The organism is Pseudoalteromonas sp. MSK9-3, assembly GCF_003590335.1.
Lineage (GTDB): Bacteria > Pseudomonadota > Gammaproteobacteria > Enterobacterales > Alteromonadaceae > Pseudoalteromonas.
Genome location: NZ_MIET01000009.1, coordinates 128,181 through 149,953 on the forward strand (window position 1 = coordinate 128,181; position 21,773 = coordinate 149,953).

Here is a 21,773-nt window from a genome sequence, read left to right on the forward strand (position 1 = left end):
CGGCTGTCTCATTGTTCGATTTTGGGTTAAAATAACGACATAACTCCATTAACAAGATAGTGAATGTCAAAACAGGATCCTTACCTTAGCCGAGAGCAAGATAAATACGAAAACCCAGTTCCCAGCCGTGAATTTATTTTAGAGCACATTAAAAAAGTGTCAGCAAAAGCGGCCACCTTTAGTCACCTCTGTAGTGATTTGAATGTATTCGAATCAGAGCGGCAAATAGCCTTTAAGCGTCGTTTGCGCGCCATGGAACGTGACGGTCAATTACATTTCAATAAGTTCAAACGTTATGTGATCCCAACCGATGATGGATTGGTTAAAGGTCGAGTGATCGGGCATCGTGATGGCTTTGGATTTTTGGTGGTGGAAGGCGAACCTAAAGACTGGTTTGTTGCAAAACATCAAATGAATATGGTTTTGCACGGTGACATTGTTTTAGCCAAAGCAGCAAGCCGTGGTTCTGGCGGTAAAGTAGAAGCGCGCATTATAAAAGTACTCGCGGGTGAGCGTGCACCAATTGTTGGGCGCTATTTCGTTGAGCATGGTACGGCCGTTGTGGTGCCAGAAGATCCGCGTCTTACCCAAGACATTATTATATTGCCTGGTAGCGAAAATGGGGCGCGTCATAATCAAATGGTGCAGGTTGAGATCACACAAAGTCCAAGCCGACAAATGAATGCAGTGGGTAAAGTACTTGAAGTGCTCGGCGACCACATGGCGCCAGGAATGGAAATTGAAGTGGCGTTGCGTAATCACGACATTCCGCATGTATGGCCAGAAGCGGTGTTAGAGCAAGTAGCGAAACATGGTGAGTTTGTTGAAGAAGCAGATAAAGCCGGGCGGGTTGATTTGCGCGAGCTGCCGTTAGTCACCATTGATGGTGAAGATGCCCGCGACTTTGATGATGCCGTTTATTGCGAACGTAAAAAGTCGGGTGGATGGCGTCTATGGGTCGCCATTGCCGATGTGTCTCATTATGTACCAAAAGGCAGTGCACTGGATAAAGAAGCCATTGAACGCGGTAACTCAGTGTATTTTCCAGAGCAAGTGATCCCGATGCTTCCTAAAGTATTGTCGAATGGATTGTGTTCACTGAATCCAGAAGTTGATCGCTTGTGTATGGTGGCAGAGATGACAGTCTCTGAAGCGGGTAAGTTATCTGGTTATCGTTTTTGCGAAGCGATCATGAACTCACATGCACGCCTCACTTACACCAAAGTACATGCGATTTTGCAAGGTGATGAAATACTGCGCGAACAATATGCCGCGGTTGTGCCGCATTTGATTGATTTACAGCAAATGTATATGGCATTGAAGTCGGCACGTCAGACACGAGGTGCCATAGAGTTTGAAACCGTTGAAACACGCTTTGTGTTTAACGCTCATCGTAAAATTGAATCTATCGTGCCCTTAGTGCGTAATGATGCGCATAAGTTGATTGAAGAATGTATGATTTTAGCCAATGTGTCAGCGGCTAAGTTATTAGAAAAACATGAAGCACCCGCGCTATATCGTATTCATGATGAGCCGGATCAAGAAAAACTCAGTCACTTTAGACAATTTTTAAATGACTTAGGCATTGAAAGTTTATTGCCTAACGACCCTGAGCCAAAAGAATTAACGGCGGCACTGGCACAATTGGGAGATCGCCCAGAAAAAGAATTGATCCAGACCATGTTATTACGCTCTATGAAGCAAGCCGTATATCAGGCTGATAACATTGGACACTATGGATTAGCGTTGTCTGCATATGCGCATTTTACATCGCCTATCCGCCGTTACCCTGATTTAGTGGTTCATCGAGCGATTAAAGGCATATTAGCAAGCCAAGGCCAGCAAACATCGGGTGCCTATGTTTACGAAAATGATGAAGTTGATAGGTTAGGCGAGCAATGCTCGACCACTGAACGTCGTGCTGATGATGCAACCCGAGAAGTGGCTGACTGGCTCAAATGTGAATACATGCAAGATCATGTAGGCGATGAATTCTCTGGTGTGGTGTCGTCAGTGACCAACTTTGGGTTATTTGTTCGCTTAGATGACTTGCAAATTGATGGCTTAATTCATGTTTCTAACTTGGGGCAAGAGTACTACCAATATGATGGGGCCAAGCATACCCTCATTGGTGAGCACTCCCACTCCGTTTACCGTTTGGGTGATAAGCTTACTGTGACCGTTGCGTCTGTGAGCTTAGACGAGCGTCGAGTTAACTTGGTATTGGCGGGAGAGGCGGTACCTGATAGATACGCACGTCGACGTGCAAAACCACAGACTAAATCAAAACAACATGCGCCAAGTAGTGTGCGTTCACAGCTAAAAGCAGGTAAAATCCCCAGCAAAGACCAGCAAGATGAGCAGAGTAAGCCGTCTAAAAAGCCGAGTAAGGGTAAAAAGACCACGCCGAAAGGTAAGCTGAAAAAAGCGAAATCGTCGAGTGCTGAAGTGACTAAAGGCAAAGCAAAACCTAAAGCCAAAAAAGCCAAAGCAAAGCGCCCTGGTAAAAACGCCCGTAAACGTAAAAGCACTGGAGCATAAACGCAGTGAGTAATGAATTAATTTATGGTTTTCATTCTATTGAAGCCATTTTAAACAAAGAGCCTGAGCGCTTTTTAGAGATCTACGTATTAAAAGGGCGTGAAGATAAACGCTTAAATCCAATCATTAATGAAGCACGTAGATTTGGCATTTCGGTGCAGTTTATGCAGCGTAAAGCATTAGATAACAAATCAAAAGGCGAGCAACATCAAGGTATTATTGCCAATGTGAAAGCGGCGCGTACTTACAGCGAACGTGATTTAGATGACATCATTGCCAGAGAAGAAAACCCCTTCTTTTTAGTATTAGATGGCGTCACTGATCCGCATAACCTAGGTGCTTGTTTACGTAGTGCTGATGCTGCGGGTGTCCATGGTGTGATCGTACCAAAAGACAAGTCAGCTAAATTAACCGGTACGGCTCGTAAAGTTGCCTGTGGGGCAGCAGAAACAGTACCGTTGATCCAAGTTACCAACCTTGCTCGTACTCTGCGTGATATTAAAGAGGCGGGAGTTTGGGTTGCTGGTACGGCGGGTGAAACAGACACTCATGTGTTTGATGCAAGCTTAACGGGTCCAATTGCAATCATCATGGGGGCGGAAGGAGATGGCATGCGCCGTTTAACCCGTGAACATTGCGATATTTTAGTGAAAATTCCTATGGTTGGCACGGTGTCAAGTTTGAACGTGTCAGTGGCAACTGGAGTGTGTTTGTTTGAAGTGTTGCGTCAACGTAACGCGGTATAACTCATCGATGTTGTCATACCGAGGTTAGAGAACACTCTAACCTCATCGTCTTCCTTCTCTTTTGTTACCTAACTATTCCTCAGCCAGCAAACGGGCTAATTCAGTCAATGAGCGCACAGTATAAGTAGGCTTTATATCAACTGGACATGATTGATTCTGGTGCTGCAACCAGCAGCTGTCAATACCAAACAGATTAGCGCCCAAAATGTCGCTACTTGGGGTATCACCGACCATCAGTACTTTAGATTTATCTGGCTCACCAAACAGCGATAAAGTGTGTTGGAAAATTTTGGGATCGGGCTTGGCAATGCCGACCAGCTCAGAGATAACCAAATGCTCAAAGTGTGCTGTAAGGCCGGTGTGATCTAACCTGCGTTGCTGCAATGCGGCAAACCCATTGGTAATGATCCCCAGCTTGGCTTTACCCTGTAACTGGGTTAATAATTCGCGTGCACCGGGTAAAGGTTCACAAATTGCAGCCATTGCCGTTAAAAACCCTTCGTTGAGTTGCTCCGCAGGTACATTAAGCTTGTTGGCCCACGATGAAAAGCGGGTAACTTGTAATGTTTTAGCATCGATAAGGCCTGCCTGATAATCTAGCCACAGTGGGGCGTTGACCTGTTGATACTCTGTAAAGTGCTCAGCAGTAAATGTGACCCCATATTGTGCGAACATGACTTGCAACCCCGCGCATGCATTAAAGCTAAACAGGGTTTCATCGGCATCAAATAAAATATGTGTGTATTTCATAGTACCCTTTATTGATTGTTGAACAGTTCTGCATGAATGAAAGGTGCCATAGCAAGGGTCAAGGCTTGTGTGTAGGTGCTTTCTCTGGTTGCTAAGTTGTTGGTAAGTAAACCAATCGCACCGCCTTTTTGCTTTATGTTGGTGGTGTTAAAAGTTTTGTCCATTACCGGCCCAAGCTCCTCTCCTGCGATCAGTGCATCGAAAATAACTTGAGGGAGCGGCAGGTTACTGCTGCGGTTTACACTGGTGTGTTGTGAATTTGCTATTACGACATAGGCAAATGTTGCTGGGCCATAGCTAAACTGATGCGCGCCGCCCTCCATTGCACAATAATAGTCTGCGTTGTGGTGTTGCATTAAATACTCGACTCTATTTTGTGCGCCAAGTCGTGTTTGTTCTTCCCCTAAAGGTTGCTCAGGCACCAAAGAAGGCGCATGCAGCCCTTCGCAATGGATAGTCTTATCAGGAAAGTAATTGCTAAAAACCTGCTTTGCAGCATTTATTTTTATTGGGTTTTGCGAGCCGACTAAGATGCTTAACTGTGTCATTGAAATCTCGTGCTGTACAAAAGAGCAAACAGTGTAAGCTTGGTGTTATTTGCCCGCAAGTTAAATAACCTCCGGTTTGGATAAGGGTTTTGGAATAGAAAGTGTTTTGAAAACAAACTTAACTACAATCCAATGATGATATTTTGCTCAATATCAAGGCGATTTTATGCAGTAATAGCGGGCTATTACAAATGAAAGCAACGCCGAGAGTGAGAAAAATAGCTTTATTGGGCAAATTCGCTTATCCAGAGCTGAGGTTAAATAGGTAAGTCGACCTGCATCATGCTTTCTAAAGCGCGTTTTTTGAGTAATAGATCTTTGATAAGCGGGGTTAATACCAGCTCCATTGCTAAGCCCATTTTCCCACCCGGTACGACAAGGGTATTCATTCTTGACATAAAGCTGCCTTCTATCATTTGCAGGTAATAGGGGAAGTTAACGTCGTCGATACCGCGAAAGCGGATCACCACAAAGCTTTCATCTAAAGAGGGAATATCTTTAGCGCTAAATGGGTTTGACGTGTCGACTGTCGGCACTCGTTGAAAGTTGATATGGGTACGTGAGAATTGGGGGGTGATGTGGGTAATGTAATCATCCATACTGCGTACAATCGAGCTCATCACGGCTTCGCGTGAATGACCGCGTTCGTTGGTGTCACGGATCATTTTTTGGATCCATTCAAGATTGATAATTGGCACCATACCGATAAGTAAATCGACGTGTTTAGCAACGTCATGCTCTTGTGTTACTACCCCTCCATGAAGGCCCTCATAAAAAAGCACATCGGTATTTTTATCAAGCTGCTGGTAGGGAGTAAATGTGCCGGGTAGCTGATTATACGGAACGGCATCATCAAAAGTATGCAAATACCGGCGAACACGGCCTTCACCGAGCTGACCATAATTGTCAAAGAGCTCCTCTAGCGCACAAAAGTCATTGGCTTCTTTGCCAAAGTAGCTGATGTGTTTGCCTTCTTGTAATGCTTCACGTTTGAGCTTATCCATTTCTGGGCGGGTATAACGATGAAAGCTGTCCCCTTCAATCAATGCAGCATTGGCGTCAAGACTACGAAAGATATGTTTGATAGCATTGGTGGTGGTCGTTGTTCCTGCACCAGAGCTACCTGTAATGGCTATTATCGGATGTTTTTGCGACATATTCGCCTCATGATCTCAGTAATTGGGAACGTTTGTGAAATTGATGTTACCTGATGCCGGCAAGATAGCAAGCTTTGTGCTTTGTTTAGCAAGTGGTTATCATAGGCAAAAAAAGACAGGGAATATTATGAAGGTTCTAGTTTTTATCAGCACGCTGTGGTGTACATTTACCAGTATTCATGCCATTTCAGCCATGCCAAGTAGTCAATTGTTTGTGGCTGAAAAAACGCCGCAAGGTGTTAAAGTGAAAGCCATTACATCGGATGATAGTTACCATAATCAGCCACTTACAACCGATGGCGGCGTGTATTTTACCAAAGAGTTAAGCACTCAAGAGGGCAGTCAAACAGATTTGTTTTTCTATGACTTTACCACGCAGCAAACGCGTAACCTGACCAATTCCCCCGTCTCGGAATATTCACCGACTTTATACCCTCACGATGACGGCCTATCAACCATTGTGGTTGAAAGTACAGGTAAGCAGCGGCTTTGGTTTTATCCATTTGATAGCACTCGCAAAGCAGCGCCTTTATTGGCACATATAGATCCTGTGGGTTATCACGTGTGGGGTGAACAGCAAGATGTGATGTTATTTGTGTTGGGCACGCCACATGAACTGCACTTCACAGATACCAATGGCCATTTACCTAAGTTAGTTGCCAAAGACATTGATAGAAGCTTAGCGTTTAATAAAGCCAAGCAGGTTTATTCATTTACTTACAATAAAAACAATCAGCTATGGCTGGCAACTTATTCACCAAAAACAGAATTGGTGACATCACAGTTTGTGTTACCAAAACCTGTGCGAGATTACACCTGGTTAGATGATGACACCGTTGCCTACGCGGTGAATAATCGTATTTATACGCGTTCTATCACTTCTCCTAAAGCGGTATCACAGTGGATGAATTTAACCCAATATTGCAACACACAGATATCGCGGCTGAGTTACCATGCAGGGAAGTTGGCATTTGTTTGCAGTACGCGTTAATTATTGCTGAAAAAAGCTGGCTTGTTGTCTAAAATACGCAGCAAGTATCATGAATGATAAAGATAAGGCAAGGTATGGCTATTTTAGTGACAGGTGGTGCAGGATATATTGGATCACATACTGTTTTAGAGCTTTTGAATGAAGGTGAGCAGGTTGTGGTGGTAGATAACCTGTGTAATTCATCTTCAGAGTCGCTCACCCGCGTTAAAGATATTACGGGTAAAGACGTGGTATTTCATCAAGGCGATATTTTAGATAAAGCCTTTCTAGATAACGTTTTTCAACAGCATACGATTGATCAGGTTATTCATTTTGCAGGTTTAAAGGCGGTAGGTGAGTCTGTTCGTAAGCCTGTTGAGTATTATCAAACCAACGTACAGGGCACATTAACGTTACTAAATGCGATGCGTGATGCTGGCGTATTTAAGTTGGTGTTTAGTTCGTCGGCAACGGTATATGGCGATCCTGCGAGTTTACCAATTCGCGAAGATTTCCCCGTGGGGGGCACGACTAACCCCTATGGTACGTCTAAATTAATGGTTGAAATGGTTTTACAAGATGTAGCGAAGTCAGACCCGCGCTGGGCCTTTGCTATATTGCGTTACTTTAACCCCGTTGGGGCACATGAATCTGGACGCATTGGTGAAGACCCGAATGGGATCCCAAATAATTTGCTGCCGTATATTGCACAAGTTGCCGTAGGTAAGCTAGAAAGCTTAGGGGTGTTTGGCAACGACTATGACACGGTGGATGGCACGGGCGTGCGCGATTACATTCACGTAGTTGATTTGGCTTTAGGGCATTTAAAAGCGCTGACACACATAAGCCGTCATAGTGGCGTGCATATTTATAATTTAGGCACTGGCAATGGCTATTCCGTGTTACAAATGGTGCAGGCATTTGAAACCGCGTCAGATAAAGCGGTGCCTTATACGATTTCACCGCGCAGAGAAGGTGATATCGCGGCATGCTATGCAGCACCAGAGAAGGCTCGTAAAGAACTTAACTGGCAAGCTGAGCGTGGTATTGACGTGATGATGCAAGATACTTGGCGCTGGCAAAGTGGCAATCCACAAGGCTATAGCGCATAAGCGTATTTTTGTAGGTAGACAGTTCAAACAAAGCCCCATGTTGGGGCTTTCATTTTTGATGGTTTCATTTTAAGTAACGTGGTTATGCCATGGCCAGTTCAGATTTGGCACCAAGCCAACGTCTGACTAAGGGCTCAATCATATCAGGGTGGCTTTTCATCAGCGTAAATGCCAGTGGGCGTACCTGATTCAACAAGGCTTTGTCGCGGTTTAAATCGGCAATTTTAAATTCAGCAAGGCCAGTTTGTTTAGTCCCAAGTACTTCTCCTGGGCCGCGAATTTCTAAATCACGCTCAGCAATAACAAACCCGTCATTACTATCACGTAACACGCCTAAGCGCTTTTGTGCCGTGACAGACAAAGGAGCATGATACAAAAGTAGGCAGTGGGATGCGATGGCCCCTCGGCCAACTCGACCACGTAATTGGTGCAACTGTGCTAACCCTAGCCTTTCTGGGTTTTCGATTATAATTAGGCTGGCGTTTGGGACATCTACACCGACCTCTATAACCGTGGTCGCCACTAAAACGTGTGTGTCACCGCGTTTAAAGGCTGCCATGATCTCTTGTTTTTCTTTGGCTTTCATTCTGCCGTGCACTAAGGCAATTTTGAGTTCAGGCAATAACTCAGTGAGCTGTTGTGCGGTATCTTCAGCAGCTTGGCATTGTAATGCTTCTGATTCATCAATGAGTGTGCAGACCCAATATACTTGGCGGTTATCGTCTACACAGGCTTTTTTAACACGCTCGATGACTTGCTCTCGGCGTGTATCAGGCACTGCGACCGTCATGATAGGGGTTCGCCCTGGGGGCAGTTCATCAATAACTGAGGTTTCTAAGTCGGCATACGCGGTCATTGCCAAGGTACGAGGAATTGGCGTCGCAGTCATGACCAGCTGGTGGGGGTAACAGTCATTAAATTTCCCTTTCTCTCGTAATGAGAGTCGTTGATGAACACCAAAACGATGTTGTTCATCAATGATGATCAATGCAAGGTTATAAAATTGCACTTGTTCTTGAAATAATGCATGGGTACCAATGACCATTTGCGCTTTACCAGAACTAATTTGCTCAAGTACTCTTTCACGCTCTTTACCCTTGGTTTTACCGCCGAGCCAAACCACTTCAATACCAAGTTGAGTAAACCAGGCGGTAAAGTTAATACCATGTTGCTCTGACAGTATCTCGGTGGGGGCCATTAAGGCCACTTGATACCCTTTGGCAATCGCGGTGAGTGCTGCGAGTGCTGCAACCAAGGTTTTACCAGAACCAACATCGCCTTGCACGAGTCGCATCATCGGAAATGGCTGTTGTAAATCTTGTTTAATTTCTGCCACAACACGGCTTTGTGCATTGGTAGGTGAAAAAGGCAACTCAGCTAAAAATAGGGGTTCGAATGTATTCGTTGGTGGTAAAGGCACTGCTTTAACGGCTTGGCCTTTTTGCCTTAACTGTAACAAACTGAGGTTTTGTGCCAGCAACTCTTCAAATGCTAGACGCTGCTGGGCAGGATGTTGCCCTAGTTCAAGTTCGGTGAGGTTAATGTCTTGCGGCGGCCTATGTAGCAGAAGTACCGCCTCAGTGACACTCAGCTGTGAGGGGCGATATTGACTGGGTAAGTACTCTTCTATTTGATACTTTTCTAATAGGGCCAGAGCTTTATTAGCGATAGAGCGAATACTGAGTTGCTTCAACCCTTCAGTGGTCGGGTAAACCGCTGTTAAGGTGCTTAGTTCTGGGTCTAATGGTTCACTTTGACACTCTCTAATACTGTATTCAGGGTGTGCCATTTCAAAGCCTGTGCGGCCCCTGCGTACTTCACCAAAACACCGAATGATTTTTCCCGTCGCCATGGCATTTTTTTGTGCGGCGTTAAAGTTAAAAAACCGCAGCGTTAAACGACCCGTACCATCATTGACTTGGCAAACCAACATGCGACGTTTGCCAATGGTAATTTGTGCATGTTCTATTTCCGCTTCGATGCTCACATGGCTATGGGCACTCAATTGTGCGATTGAGTAGGTTCTGGCACGGTCTTCGTAGCGTAGCGGTAAATGAAAAAGCATGTCTTGGACACTACGAATACCTAACTTAGCCAGTTTTTCAGCCACTTTAGGGCCGACACCTTTTAACTCAGTGATTGGGTAACTTGATAGAGTAGGGCTCGACATACTTTTCCTTGTTCTTTATTTGGGGGTGCTAAACTTAAGCGTGTTCCAAAAGATCTCATCTGCGACAATTTCGCCATCGTCATCTAGCTCAGGGTAAGGTAAACCTTTTTCCACACAGCGCTCTGCGATAATTGGGTGACAGCCTTCAAACAATAAGCGATGTTTAATGCTTTCATCAAGCATATCATTACGTTGATAACAGCCAGCGGCTTCTCGTTGTCTTTGTGCTTCATATAAAATGAGTGCAGCAGCCACCGATACATTTAACGATTGCACCATGCCTTCCATCGGGATCACGATATGTTGATCGGCATGTGCCAAAGCATCATCTGATATACCCGTACGCTCTTGACCGACGATAATTGCGGTAGGCTTGGTGTAATCAATTTCCCTGAAATCGACCGCACTGTCGCTGAGGTTAGTAGCCAGTATTTGAATGTCTGGGTTTTGTGCTCTAATGGCGCCGACGGCATCATGAATGTCATCGTGCATATGGGTTTCTACCCAGTTTTTACTGCCACCAGAGGTATTGTTGGTTAAGCGACGTTGCTCTTGTGGCCAAACAGCATGAACATGGTGACACCCGACTGCATCAGCAGTGCGCACGATTGCTGATAGGTTATGATGTTTATGTACCTCATCTAAACAGACGGTTAAATCAGTTTGTCGCCTATCTAAGACGCGCTTCACGCGATGGTAGCGTTTATTGTCCATCGTTATACTGCTCACAGAATCAAAATTTTGCCGATTATACCGAAATTATGGGGTAACTTCACGGGCGATAGGATTTTGCAATGAGATCAATGTTTCGGTGGATTGAATGGCCTCAATTGTTTGAATTTTATTGATCAATACATCTTGTAAGTGCTCGATTGAACGGGTCATTACTTTGATAAAAATACTGTAGTTCCCCGTGGTGTAGTAGGCTTCAACTACTTCTTCAAAGTTTTCTAGTTGTGCAATGGTGTCGGGGTAATCTCGGGCATGTTTTAAGTTAACCCCAATAAAGCAGCATACATCATAGCCTAATTTTTTCGCATCAATGGTGACACGAGTGCCTTGCATGATCCCAGCTTGTTTCATTTTTTCGACACGTACATGAATAGTTCCTGCACTGACATTGAAGCGTTTGGCCAATTCTGCATAGGGGGCTCTGGCATTTTCCATTAAGGCATTCAAAATGGATTTATCGAGATTATCGATTTGATAATTATCCAAGGTGTTTTCCATGATGTTTTATTGATTCGTTAAAATATACCGTCTTTTTTTAGATAAAAATATAGCCTTTTGTTATTTTTGTTGATGCATATTGATTTATTGTTTGTTTTTGTTGACGATGAGTTTAAGCCTTGAAGCGCAAGGCAATAAAATTCAACAGGTTTACATTGGGAACGAGGTCCGATTATGAAAGCAACTTATCAACAGACACAGCAACAAATTAGCAGCGTTAAACGCCTATTTTCAGAACAACTAGAGCAGCGCTTGGGACTGATGGAAGTACAAGCGCCGATTTTGGCAAAAGTGGGCGACGGTATCCAAGACAATTTAAGTGGCACTGAAAAAGCGGTGTCAGTAAAGGTCAAAGCGATTGCAGGTGCTGAGTTTGAAGTGGTGCATTCATTGGCTAAGTGGAAACGTAAAACACTGGCTGATTATGACTTTACTGTTGGTGAAGGTTTATACACGCATATGAAAGCATTGCGTCCAGATGAAGATAGTCTGTCCCCGATTCACTCTGTTTATGTTGACCAATGGGATTGGGAAAAAGTAATTTGTACTCAAGCTGAGCGCTCTCTAGCGGGTTTAAAGCAAACGGTGAGGCAGTTATATCAAGCTATTAAACATACAGAGCAGGGCGTTGCGAGTGAGTTTGGATTGACGCCGTTTTTACCTGAATCGATCACGTTTATTCACAGTGAAGAATTACGTCAGATGTACCCTGATTTTACTGCCAAACAGCGAGAAAAAGCCATTGCTCAGGAGTATGGCGCGGTATTTTTAATTGGCATTGGTGGTGAGCTAGGTGATGGAAAAATTCATGATGTTCGTGCGCCAGATTACGATGATTGGTCGACGCCAACCTGTGATCAATACAAGGGGTTAAATGGAGATATTTTGGTATGGAACCCTGTTTTGGAAGATGCTTTCGAGATTTCCTCGATGGGTATTCGCGTATGCCCTGAGGCATTGCAGCGCCAATTAAAAATAACCGATGACAGCGCACGCTTAGAGCATGATTGGCATCAGCAATTACTTGCAGGTGACATGCCGCAAACAATAGGTGGCGGCATTGGTCAGTCTCGTTTAGTGATGCTGTTATTACAAAAGCAACATATTGCGCAAGTGCAAGTGGGAGTGTGGCCGAAAAGCATTATTGATGAAGTAGATGGACTCTTGAAGTAAAAGAATAGCGTGCGCTGTTAATAATACTTAACAGCGCACACTCAGTTATTTTTTGACAAGTCTAAGTACACCGTTCTCTTCAGCTATGACTGCGATGCTATCACCAATCGCTTTTACAGTTAAACTCTCAAGAGCTGTCAGAGGTTGGTTAGTATTTACTTTTACAAGTTCAATACCATTACTTAACCAAATAGTACCGTCAGCTGAGTGAGCTTGATTAGGTTGCCAAAGTAGTATCCAACCAAACTTTTCTTGAATAGGTAACAAAGAGATCATCTGCTCATCAGTAGATAGTATTGGTCGTGCGTAAAATGGATGAGTAACACCGCTTAGTGCTATTAAATCGGTTAATGCGCTACCGTCGAGTAATACCTCACTTATTTCAATGATATTAGATTGATGCTGTGTACCCAGCCACAACGAGCGACCTAAACTAAACAGAGCGTCAGCAGAGGTATTAAACTGACTTTCCCAGCCCATGTTTCCTGCTGTTATTTCCTTAAAGAGTTTAAGTTGGCCATCTAAAATAGCGACCAGTCTTTGGCTTTGCGCTGTTTGCTGCCATGCAGTCACTGGCGTATCCACCGCGAGGTAGTCTACAACTGGCAATGTTGTTATAAAGTTTGGTAGATATCCTAATCGGTTTTGTTGATCCCAAAACGTTAATAGAGCGATATCTTGTGCATAAATGGTGCCCAAGCCTGTGTGCTTAGACAGTGTCTCAGGTAATGGGACGGCACCTGAGGGGCGGTTATTTTTGCGTTGAAACACTGCATATTGTCCAGATTGTACTTCACTAACAACAGAGAGTAGTTCGCCAGAGTCATGCAGCATAGGGAGCAGAGGAGTGGTAAAAGGTTGCAGCTTAGACCACGCAGCTTGTTGATATTGATACAAACCATCATCTTTAAGTGCGTGTAATACACCTTGGTGGGTTTTAATAGCAATGATGTCTGCTAATTTGGGGGTTAATTCAGTGACTTTGCCGTTGTCTAATATTACTTCATATAGTGTTGTATCAGACAAAATGAAGAGTGAATGGTCGGTATAGAATACTTGAGAATTCACGCCAGTCGTGGCTTGGAGGTGCTGCGTCTCTGTGCTGTTACTTATGAGCTGAATAGAGTTTTGGTGGTTAACTAATGAGAACTCATCACAGACCAATGTTAGATTAAGTGAGTTGCCGACTGTATCAATATCACAGTGAGCAGGCCCAGCGATATGACTTAGTTGCACATCATCAATATGATTGAGATTGGGCAGTGCATATCCTCCGGTATTTTGCACAGTGAATTCCTCATTACCGAGCTTAATAGTCACAGGGTAAGGTAGCCTTTGATCTATCGTTAATGTCGGAGAATGACTAGGGCAATCAACAATGAAATTGTATTTTAACTCACTGATAAGATTGGTAGAGGTTGTGCATTGGTTATTAGTGAGTTGAATATTTTTGGGCGCGCTAAATTCAGTACTTGTGCCAGTGAGTGTTGTGGACTGATTGAGTGTGCGCTCTTCATTAAGCCAGTCAAATGTGATGGCGTCTTCGAGGTTGTTTAAAATAACGTTTAATGTCCATACATATTGCTTGCTGCACTCAAATGCCCAAGAATAACGTGAATTAGAATCTTGAGTATGAGTCATATCACAGTGAGTATTGTCAGGTTTATTCAACAGTATCGGAGGTTGATATTGTGTTGACGAGGCTGTTAACGTATCGCCATGCGTCACTTGATATTCTTTTTCAAACCATTTAACGTCAAATACACCTTCACTTCCAGATACGGCAATATTGAGCGTATAAGTGTTGTTTTGTGGTGGCGTGGTAGGAGTCGGTTGATTTGAGCTACTCCCTCCTCCGCAACCCAGACACAGCGTAACTGGTATAGATAATAAACAGCGCACTCTATTTTTCATCATTTTTCCTTAATGATTGAGTTTTAATTACAGGCAGGGTCATTGAGATAAATAAGTGGCATATCAATATCACCCATGATGCAATCAATGCCTAACAAGGTTGTTGCGGATACATGTTCAATGTCAGTATGACTCAATGTAAAATGAGAAGTTACATTTTGCATCAACCAAAAGTAATTACTCTTTAGTATATAATAAGCGCCATTAAAAATGGGAGGAGTGATAATTGGTCTAGGTGTTGGTTCGTAATTACACTCAGGTAGTACTTTTCCACCTACGCGTGGCTCAGGGCAAATAAGCTTCATGCGAGCGTCCATTTCTGTATATCTGTCTTCAATGCTGCGAAAGTCTCGTGTCGCTTCGTGGCCCCATTTACTATTGAATTCGACTTGAGTGGGTAAATAAATGTCTCTGGGCACATCAAATATTTTCATTTTTTCTTTATAGGTTAAATGACGAGGGGTTATTGCCACGAATAAATGACGGCGTAATTTGTGTATGATTCTATTTTCTATCCAGTACTTTTGAAAATCAGAAGCAGGAACGCTGCTCCATTGGCCATTGTTGTTATAAGAGGTATAGATCCCTTTTCTATAACGTACGGCATTTTTTAGGATGTTGAGTACTTGTGGTAAGGTTAAACGCCAGCGATAAGCACGAATTTGTGAGCGAATATAATTGGTGAGAGTACGCCAATTAACTGCATATTTAGCATCTGTTACGGTCGTATGAGTCGGGAGCTCCCAGTCAATGGCCATTTGTAATATCCCATCCCAGTTAGAACCCGTTTGCAGTAGTGAACTAATATAAAATTCCCAGCCAGGTAGGGTTGTGCCAGAAAATGGCAGTGATTGTATGACACTACCATGCTGTGCAAGCGTGCTATTAAACTGGCTAACAAAGTCAATTTCATGCCATTGTCCATGGCTGTCTTGTGCTTTACAGACTGGGATCACGACAGGCCCCGAAGGTGTATTCCATGTAACCTCGCTGCATTCCACATTGAGATCACCATTATTATCGAGCATAAACCCAGAAAGAAGCACTTGTGTATTTGCAGATGTGGCGATGGCTGGGCGAACATAAAAGCCTTTTGCAGACGCTTCAAATTTTAAGCGCGTGTAGCCTGATATTGAGCTCATTGTAGTAAAAGTACCGGCAAAATTAATGGATGTTAAGTCTTTAAAAGGTCCGCTGGTAATGATATCTGAAGTGACATTGAGTGCAGGGCGACCACCATTATTTTTGATTGTTGCTGACTTAGGTATATACCAAACAAGCCGACGGTCACGGGAGTCAGCAAATAAAGAGAATTGCGTTTGTATGTCAACCGAGAAGTGCCCCGCAATGTCTTTGACTTGTGGGTTGACGGGAGTTGATAGCACTGTATTACTAAATACGATGCTGTAAAAAATGCACAGTATGCATATTAAGGTTTTTCTGGACATAACTGAGTTCCTTGTATGTTTTGGCACCCACTTTTTAGCCAACTTCCTATGAGTTGAATGAGTGGCGTTGGCATAGGGGAGCCTGTCATTGGCATTCCCGGTGTGCCTGCACTGACACCAAATTTAGTTTCTAAATGTTTTATTTTTAAGCGAGTATAGATCTGCTGGCCTTTGTATTTACTCAAGTATTTTGTTAAACCAGCATGTGAGACATCAAACTTATTTTTTGCTCTTCCTTCAATACCATGGCAGTGCACGCACCCACCATCACGCCAAAAGTCATTCCAAAGGTAGATTCTTTCTCGATAACTGACCGTTTTTTTTGCAATGGCCTGCCAGTCCTTTTGAATGAGAGGTATAGCGCGCTCTAGCTGTTGTTCTCGTTGATTTCGTTGACGCATAAAGTAAGCCTGCAACTGTGTTGCTTCGAGAGAACTAAGAGTCAGGTCCAATACTTTTTCATTGACTTCTTGTGGCTTCTTTACATGAAAAGAGGCAATGTTCTTATGGGAAAATAATGATAAAGCAACGTCATCATATGGAGCTTTGTCATTACTGTGACAGGTACTACAACGTTGTGTGAATAATGCTTCACCTGCTTTTATATCAATTAGTTTAGAAGATATAGGCTCTTTACTGAGGTTCAATTTTAATGGCGCTAGATCACTAAGTGAAATTTCTGGATAGACCATCATCATCGGCGGTGCACAGCTATTCGGTGCTTTACAGTGCCCTGGTGGGCGACGTAGAAAACGGATTAATCCGATTTGATTTAAGCGTTGCGGTTCCTTGCTAATATTCAGCGGGGCTTTTAGATAGGGGAGGGGGTACTTCTTCATTGACTTCAATCGTTTGTCGGTAACAGGTAGGCTTAAATATCTAGAGTCATGTACTCCAGAAGTAAACGTCTGACTGACTTCATCAATTTCTGTGTGGCATCCAACACATTGCAAGTCAGACCACTGTCCAAATCCGTTGCTAAATCTTGCTATCGGTTCATGCCGTTGTTCAGTATGGCAACCTATACACTCTTGAACGGCACCTGTTTCAGAAAAAACGCGAGTGCAATACAACAGCACAAGCGTTAATAATATTCGAATAGACATTATAGACCTGTATGTGTAGCTCTTGTGTCTACTTCAATTAAAGCTGTACCTGGAATAGCAGGTTCAATTTCAACGACAGTCGCAGCTGCGCTTTCTGGCAGAGACAGTGAGCCGTCTAAGTCTATAGAAACTAACTCCATGAACTTGGTCCAGTCAGTTGCAGTAAGTTGAGACTGATTTGTGTAATCGCTTCTAAAGTAAGTGGCTGGTAAGTGGCTGGATGCAAATGCCACAGAGTAGAAGTTCCCTGTATATTCGTTGGTTAGATGATCAACCTTAGAGGGTTGTTGTGTGAGTAATCCCTCGGCGACTAAATCAGCAATAATCTGTGGTGTATCAATATATACAGCTGGTTTTGCACTGCCACCTATTTGGTAATAATGCTCAATTGCTTGATTATTATTTAAAAAGCTGAGTAACTCCTGCTCTCTAGGTGCTTGATCACCGGTAAAGTATTTTATGTCTAACCAGCATAGACCTGGGTAGCTGCCAACGCGTGGTGTAAATTCATAGCTAATTTCAAGTTCAGAAAGTTTGGCGATAAGTGCTGAATTGGGTGCACATACCTGAGCATCGCTCGGCAATAAGTTTTGTCTGAGATCGCGTGCATTTTCGGTATTTACAAACCCATTGTAAGCACCGTTTTGATGTGCTTCTGGGAATGCTCTTAACGTTATTTTATTAAAATAAGGGTTAAGCTTGATAATAGGGGATACCGTTTGTGCTAATTCTGTATACCAAAATACCCCAGAATTAATGGTTGTATTTTTAACGGGAACGAACACTAGGCCCTGATTGGTATTTTGCAACTTGCTGAAATCAAGATCACCTAGCGTGACTGCTGAGGATGTAAAACTAGACACCAATAGTGCAGCCGCAGATAGTTTAGTTAATATGTTCATAATACACTCCTAGAATACCGGCTTAACCTAAATTAAGCCGGTAATATCAGTCTTACTGACCTACGATGTCACGGCATGCAGCATCATCCATGTCCCAAGATACAGGTAGTCCGAAGCCACCTTTTGTACATTGGATAGTCATGTTAGTTAATGCATTGCTGATTTTTGAACCTGGGTTCCATGTCAGGTAACGAGATTCATTACGGCGGAAGATTAACTTTTCATAGTTTGCGCGCATCGTAAATACAGCACCACTTGGCTCAGTGCTGACATTACCTAGTTGAGATTGTCCAAAGTCACGTAGCTCAACAAATAGCTCATCACGAACTGATTGATACAGTGATTGTACAGCCATATCAAATTGTTCAATGTTCGTTGGGTTATCTGAGTAAGTACCATTAGGTTGGCGGTACTGAATAGTAATACCACTTTCGCCATTTTGGTTGTCTAGTAAGCGGCGGAAGAATGTTTGAACTTCAGCTTCAACACACGAATTAAAGTGAACAGCAAAGTACGTGCTGGCTTGCTCAAATACACGTGCCCATTCAATGTTAATACGGGCAACTTGTGTTTTAGCGTGTGTTGTTAGTTCCCACTCAGTGGTTGCTTGAATATGCGCATCCCAGTTAGAGCCCGAGTCCATTAATTGACGGATTTCATATGTAACAGTTGGGGTTGTTACTGCCTGAAAAGGAATATATGTAGATACTGAACTTCTACCTGACGGTGATGTTGCTTGGAAGCTTGCGATTACATCTGTTTTTATCCACTCACCATCATCGTTAAGCGCTGAACACTCAGGAATAGTGAATGGAATACCATTGAACTCACCTGTTTTGTTCTCACATTGAACTTGTGCGCGACCTTGCCCAGTAAAGTATATATCACTTAACATAAAGCGAGTTTTAGATTTTGATGCTGGTGCAGGAGACACTCTCCAGCCTAATGAACGAGCTTCTTGCTCTAGTTTTAGTAATGCACCACGGTTACCCGTCGTATCAAATGCACCACCAATAACAGCTTGTTCTTGACCAGCCCAAATACCATAAGGGCTCATACGAGAAACCACAGAAAAACGAGGTCTAGGGGTCGCTGTACTTGCGCCATTTATGGCAATTTGGCCTTCCTTGGGCACATACCATACAAGTTTTGAATCTTGGTTATCTGCATACAGATTGTATTTAAGTTGAGTATCGGTGCTGAAATGGCTTGTGATATCTTTTTCTTCATGAGCCATTGGTGCTGCATTCGCTGAAAATGCTGATAATGCAATTACGGATACAGCTATTTTTGAAAGTAAAAAAGTTTTCATGATCTGACATTGTCCTTATGTAATAAGTTAAACGCTTATACTGCAAGCGCGATTAATACCGATTAGCGATGAAATACACCCTTAACTAAATTTGGTCTATTTCATTGTTTTTACGGTACGAAAAGCGTTGCCAAGAATGTCACTCATGCTGCTAAATTGGTAACAACCGCTCTGGCGAAATTGAACATACCTGCACCACATGTATATTACAAGTGGTTAATTTAAATTTAACATTTTACTTGGGTCGTTGGGAGAGAGTGTTATCTAGATGTCAATTTGGCTTCTGAGTAATGTATAAATCGCAGTGTGTAAATGATTGCTCTATGCATTTTAATGTTTTGTTTTTAAATATTTTATTCTCTCGAGTAGGGTGGTATTACCGATGGTTCTTTTGAATATTGGTTTGAGTTGTATCGAAGATAAAAGCGCATTTTTTCTAACTAAACAGTTAAGTGAATATATGTAAAAATAAATAAAGGCACTATAGACAATGCCTTACATTTTCTTTGCTGGATAAATTAATTAGCTTGTTTTGAAGTCGATTTCTATTTTTCCATCTTGTAAACTTGCATGACAGGGCGGGTAACTGCGTTGAGTTTTGTAAACACGATCGAAAATATGAATTTCGACCCCAGGATTTAATGTTTGGTTAGCGGTGAGCTTAGTGCGTTCTAATAAGTCATGTAAGTTTAGCTCTAGTTGAGAGAGTTGTTGCTCTAACTCTTCCGCTTGTTGACAGTAGTGTTGCTGCGTTGCGCCAATTTTTGCCATCAATTGCTTTTTCTTGTCTAAGTCTTTAAGCATATCTGCTTTTTCAATCGCTTGCTGTAATGTCCCTAGTTGGTCGTCAGTCTGACTCAATGCTTTTAAACAGCTGTCTGATTCTTGTGTGATCTTCATGCCGCTACGCGCAAGGTAAATACACATTTTTGCGCCAGAATCACTGCCTATTACCCCTGCAATGACCATTTGTGCGTCGAGTATTTCTCCGCCAATAAGCTTGCCTTTGGGTTGCTCATCAATGCCTACTTGGATCAGTTGATTTGCTTTTATATCACAATGGTTGCTTTGTCGGTCAATAAACACGTTGTTTGCTTCTAGGTAAGTGTATTGGCCATGAGAAAGGTGAATATCACCCGCGGCAACTAAACGACAAGTGAGGCCTTCATCATTATTTTTATGATCTAAGTGTCCAATAACTGCTTGCTTGACTTCAATATTACCCCCGCTAATTAACTCTCCGGATTCGACAGAGCCCATGACGGTTATATCGCCTTTGGCTTTTACTTTCATGCCGGGTGCCACACTGTGCGTTACAATAACACTGCCGTTAAAGTCTACATGGCCACTGCGTACATTAACTTCACCTATGGTAAAGACATCATCTACTCGCATGCCATTTTGAATAGTCGATGGGCAGCCTGCGATGGTTGCTACTAATTCTAACGGGTTAGCAGGAGATATTTGCGTGCCTTCTCCAGCAATCAGCTGGAATGATTCTCCGGGAATAGGAATAAGAGAATCACCTACGACAGTAAAGCCTTCTTTTCCAGGTGTCGCGGGGCGTTGCGTGATAAGCACTGTACCTGGTGCGACACTCGATAAAGCGCCAAAGTCACGCATATCCACAGTGCCATCTTCTCGTAATTTGGGTTGCTTCAGGCGCTCTTTAACTGTTTGCACATGCTGTAATAGTTTAGCGGGTTGCCCATCTACTGGCGGGCGGCCCTGAGCTACGACACCGGAGGTTTCCGTTCCAGCTTCAAGCTCAAGCTGTTTTTTTAAGACTTGTTCGAGATATATCTGCTTGTAACCACGACTGACACCTGCTTTTACAATTTCTTTTTTCGCATCTTCAATACTGATTGCCTTGCCACCTCTTGCGCAAGTGAGCTTGCCAATGGCTTGCATTTGGTCCTCTGATACTTCAACAGTAAATGTCGCATCGTGCTGTTTTGCTACGACAAGCTGTTGTTCAGGGAAGTCGTTGGTAAAATGTGCTTTGATTGATTCATGGTTTATTTCACAGTCGGCATAAGGCGAGCGCTCGAGTGCTTCTACAATAAAAGCAGCGCTTGGCGGATTAAGCTCCGCAACATTAAGAAGGATATTGCCATTATGTGCCAATTTAAACACGAGTATCTTCCTTTACTATTATTTTTGTGACAATACGTTCAAACTTTGAACAAATCACATGATATTCACAGAGTGCTTAATTAATAGTATGTAGTCAAGTGCTTAAGGTCAAAGTTCCAACAATAAAAAACCCACCAAAAGGTGGGCTTTTCGTTAATCTAACGATTAATTGGTTGAGGGTAATTCCATGATCCCATCAATTTCAATTTGTACGCCTTTTGGCAACTCACGGACACCAATTGCGGCTCTCGCAGGGTAAGGAGTGGCAAAGTGCTGACTCATAATGTCGTTTACCGTTGCAAAATTACTTAAATCGGTGAGGAAAATATTTACTTTCACCATATCTTGCAATTGGCCACCTGCTGCTTCACACACAGCGGTGAGATTTTTAAACACTTGCTGTGCTTGTGCTGCAAAGTCTTCTGAAATAACTTCCATTGTTTCAGGTACAAGTGGTATTTGGCCTGATAAATACACCGCGGTGCCTACTTTAACTGCTTGGTTGTACGTACCAATTGCAGCGGGTGCTTGATCTGTTGAGATAATAACTTTATTCAT

18 protein-coding genes are annotated in these 21,773 nt (G+C 43.1%); 5 read left to right on the forward strand and 13 right to left on the reverse strand.

Annotation, left to right across the window (positions count from 1 at the left end; translation table 11 throughout):
• Window positions 1-63: 63 nt before the first annotated feature.
• Window positions 64-2,541 carry a ribonuclease R gene (gene rnr, locus BGP78_RS02700; protein WP_119859960.1) on the forward strand — a complete coding sequence of 826 codons (2,478 nt, stop codon included), beginning with the start codon at window positions 64-66 and terminating at the stop codon, window positions 2,539-2,541.
• Window positions 2,542-2,546: 5 nt separating this feature from the next.
• Entirely contained in the window at window positions 2,547-3,287 is a 741-nt protein-coding gene (rlmB, locus tag BGP78_RS02705) for a 23S rRNA (guanosine(2251)-2'-O)-methyltransferase RlmB (RefSeq protein ID WP_119859961.1), read from the forward strand.
• 72 nt (window positions 3,288-3,359) lie between these two features.
• Here rlmB and yjjG read toward each other — a convergent pair whose 3' ends face one another.
• From yjjG to BGP78_RS02720, 3 genes are all read right to left on the reverse strand, one after another.
• Complete coding sequence (gene yjjG, locus BGP78_RS02710) at window positions 3,360-4,037, reverse strand: pyrimidine 5'-nucleotidase (protein ID WP_119859962.1); 678 nt, start codon at window positions 4,035-4,037, stop codon at window positions 3,360-3,362.
• 8 nt (window positions 4,038-4,045) lie between these two features.
• Window positions 4,046-4,585, reverse strand: coding sequence for an inosine/xanthosine triphosphatase (yjjX, locus tag BGP78_RS02715; protein WP_119859963.1), 540 nt, complete (start codon window positions 4,583-4,585; stop codon window positions 4,046-4,048).
• Between the two features lie 257 nt (window positions 4,586-4,842).
• On the reverse strand, window positions 4,843-5,742 hold the full coding sequence (locus BGP78_RS02720; protein WP_119859964.1) for a phosphoribulokinase: 900 nt from the start codon (window positions 5,740-5,742) through the stop codon (window positions 4,843-4,845).
• Between the two features lie 127 nt (window positions 5,743-5,869).
• Between BGP78_RS02720 and BGP78_RS02725 the strand changes: the two genes are divergently transcribed.
• Both BGP78_RS02725 and galE read left to right on the forward strand, forming a co-directional pair.
• Window positions 5,870-6,733 (forward strand): hypothetical protein, encoded by an 864-nt coding sequence (locus tag BGP78_RS02725; RefSeq protein WP_259386117.1) that lies wholly within the window; start codon window positions 5,870-5,872, stop codon window positions 6,731-6,733.
• Between the two features lie 74 nt (window positions 6,734-6,807).
• Window positions 6,808-7,824, forward strand: coding sequence for a UDP-glucose 4-epimerase GalE (galE, locus tag BGP78_RS02730; RefSeq protein ID WP_119859965.1), 1,017 nt, complete (start codon window positions 6,808-6,810; stop codon window positions 7,822-7,824).
• 82 nt (window positions 7,825-7,906) lie between these two features.
• Here the strand turns inward: galE and recG are convergent, their stop codons facing one another.
• The 3 genes from recG to asnC are packed head-to-tail and all read right to left on the reverse strand — an operon-like array spanning window position 7,907 to window position 11,212.
• A complete protein-coding gene (recG, locus tag BGP78_RS02735) occupies window positions 7,907-9,994 on the reverse strand; it encodes an ATP-dependent DNA helicase RecG (protein ID WP_119859966.1) in 2,088 nt (695 codons plus the stop codon).
• A gap of 15 nt (window positions 9,995-10,009) precedes the next feature.
• On the reverse strand, window positions 10,010-10,708 hold the full coding sequence (trmH, locus tag BGP78_RS02740) for a tRNA (guanosine(18)-2'-O)-methyltransferase TrmH (protein WP_119859967.1): 699 nt from the start codon (window positions 10,706-10,708) through the stop codon (window positions 10,010-10,012).
• Window positions 10,709-10,753: 45 nt separating this feature from the next.
• Window positions 10,754-11,212 carry a transcriptional regulator AsnC gene (gene asnC / locus BGP78_RS02745; protein ID WP_010366590.1) on the reverse strand — a complete coding sequence of 153 codons (459 nt, stop codon included), beginning with the start codon at window positions 11,210-11,212 and terminating at the stop codon, window positions 10,754-10,756.
• Between the two features lie 186 nt (window positions 11,213-11,398).
• Between asnC and asnA the strand changes: the two genes are divergently transcribed.
• Window positions 11,399-12,397, forward strand: a complete 999-nt coding sequence (gene asnA / locus BGP78_RS02750; RefSeq protein ID WP_119859968.1) for an aspartate--ammonia ligase — start codon at window positions 11,399-11,401, stop codon at window positions 12,395-12,397.
• A gap of 45 nt (window positions 12,398-12,442) precedes the next feature.
• Here the strand turns inward: asnA and BGP78_RS02755 are convergent, their stop codons facing one another.
• From BGP78_RS02755 to BGP78_RS02785, 7 genes are all read right to left on the reverse strand, one after another.
• Window positions 12,443-14,311, reverse strand: a complete 1,869-nt coding sequence (locus BGP78_RS02755) for a hypothetical protein (protein ID WP_119859969.1) — start codon at window positions 14,309-14,311, stop codon at window positions 12,443-12,445.
• 23 nt (window positions 14,312-14,334) lie between these two features.
• On the reverse strand, window positions 14,335-15,759 hold the full coding sequence (locus tag BGP78_RS02760; RefSeq protein ID WP_119859970.1) for a hypothetical protein: 1,425 nt from the start codon (window positions 15,757-15,759) through the stop codon (window positions 14,335-14,337).
• A complete protein-coding gene (locus tag BGP78_RS02765; protein WP_119859971.1) occupies window positions 15,741-16,865 on the reverse strand; it encodes a hypothetical protein in 1,125 nt (374 codons plus the stop codon). Before BGP78_RS02765 ends, BGP78_RS02760 begins: the two co-directional genes overlap by 19 nt.
• Window positions 16,865-17,767: a hypothetical protein gene (locus BGP78_RS02770; protein ID WP_119859972.1), complete on the reverse strand. Its 903-nt coding sequence runs from the start codon at window positions 17,765-17,767 to the stop codon at window positions 16,865-16,867. Before BGP78_RS02770 ends, BGP78_RS02765 begins: the two co-directional genes overlap by 1 nt.
• A 52-nt stretch (window positions 17,768-17,819) precedes the next feature.
• Window positions 17,820-19,079, reverse strand: coding sequence for a hypothetical protein (locus tag BGP78_RS02775; RefSeq protein ID WP_119859973.1), 1,260 nt, complete (start codon window positions 19,077-19,079; stop codon window positions 17,820-17,822).
• A 522-nt stretch (window positions 19,080-19,601) separates the two neighbouring features.
• Window positions 19,602-21,215 carry a DUF342 domain-containing protein gene (locus BGP78_RS02780; protein ID WP_119859974.1) on the reverse strand — a complete coding sequence of 538 codons (1,614 nt, stop codon included), beginning with the start codon at window positions 21,213-21,215 and terminating at the stop codon, window positions 19,602-19,604.
• A gap of 165 nt (window positions 21,216-21,380) precedes the next feature.
• A complete protein-coding gene (locus BGP78_RS02785; protein WP_119859975.1) occupies window positions 21,381-21,773 on the reverse strand; it encodes a RidA family protein in 393 nt (130 codons plus the stop codon).

Bases quoted from the DNA above. Each gene is read 5' to 3' on its own strand.
- rnr (WP_119859960.1), top strand. From the start codon at position 64: ATGTCAAAACAGGATCCTTACCTTAGCCGAGAGCAAGATAAATACGAA.
- yjjG (WP_119859962.1), bottom strand. From the start codon at position 4,037: ATGAAATACACACATATTTTATTTGATGCCGATGAAACCCTGTTTAGC.
- yjjX (WP_119859963.1), bottom strand. From the start codon at position 4,585: ATGACACAGTTAAGCATCTTAGTCGGCTCGCAAAACCCAATAAAAATA.
- BGP78_RS02720 (WP_119859964.1), bottom strand. From the start codon at position 5,742: ATGTCGCAAAAACATCCGATAATAGCCATTACAGGTAGCTCTGGTGCA.
- BGP78_RS02725 (WP_259386117.1), top strand. From the start codon at position 5,870: ATGAAGGTTCTAGTTTTTATCAGCACGCTGTGGTGTACATTTACCAGT.
- galE (WP_119859965.1), top strand. From the start codon at position 6,808: ATGGCTATTTTAGTGACAGGTGGTGCAGGATATATTGGATCACATACT.
- recG (WP_119859966.1), bottom strand. From the start codon at position 9,994: ATGTCGAGCCCTACTCTATCAAGTTACCCAATCACTGAGTTAAAAGGT.
- trmH (WP_119859967.1), bottom strand. From the start codon at position 10,708: ATGGACAATAAACGCTACCATCGCGTGAAGCGCGTCTTAGATAGGCGA.
- asnA (WP_119859968.1), top strand. From the start codon at position 11,399: ATGAAAGCAACTTATCAACAGACACAGCAACAAATTAGCAGCGTTAAA.
- BGP78_RS02755 (WP_119859969.1), bottom strand. From the start codon at position 14,311: ATGAAAAATAGAGTGCGCTGTTTATTATCTATACCAGTTACGCTGTGT.
- BGP78_RS02760 (WP_119859970.1), bottom strand. From the start codon at position 15,759: ATGTCCAGAAAAACCTTAATATGCATACTGTGCATTTTTTACAGCATC.
- BGP78_RS02765 (WP_119859971.1), bottom strand. From the start codon at position 16,865: ATGTCTATTCGAATATTATTAACGCTTGTGCTGTTGTATTGCACTCGC.
- BGP78_RS02770 (WP_119859972.1), bottom strand. From the start codon at position 17,767: ATGAACATATTAACTAAACTATCTGCGGCTGCACTATTGGTGTCTAGT.
- BGP78_RS02775 (WP_119859973.1), bottom strand. From the start codon at position 19,079: ATGAAAACTTTTTTACTTTCAAAAATAGCTGTATCCGTAATTGCATTA.
- BGP78_RS02785 (WP_119859975.1), bottom strand. From the start codon at position 21,773: ATGAATAAAGTTATTATCTCAACAGATCAAGCACCCGCTGCAATTGGT.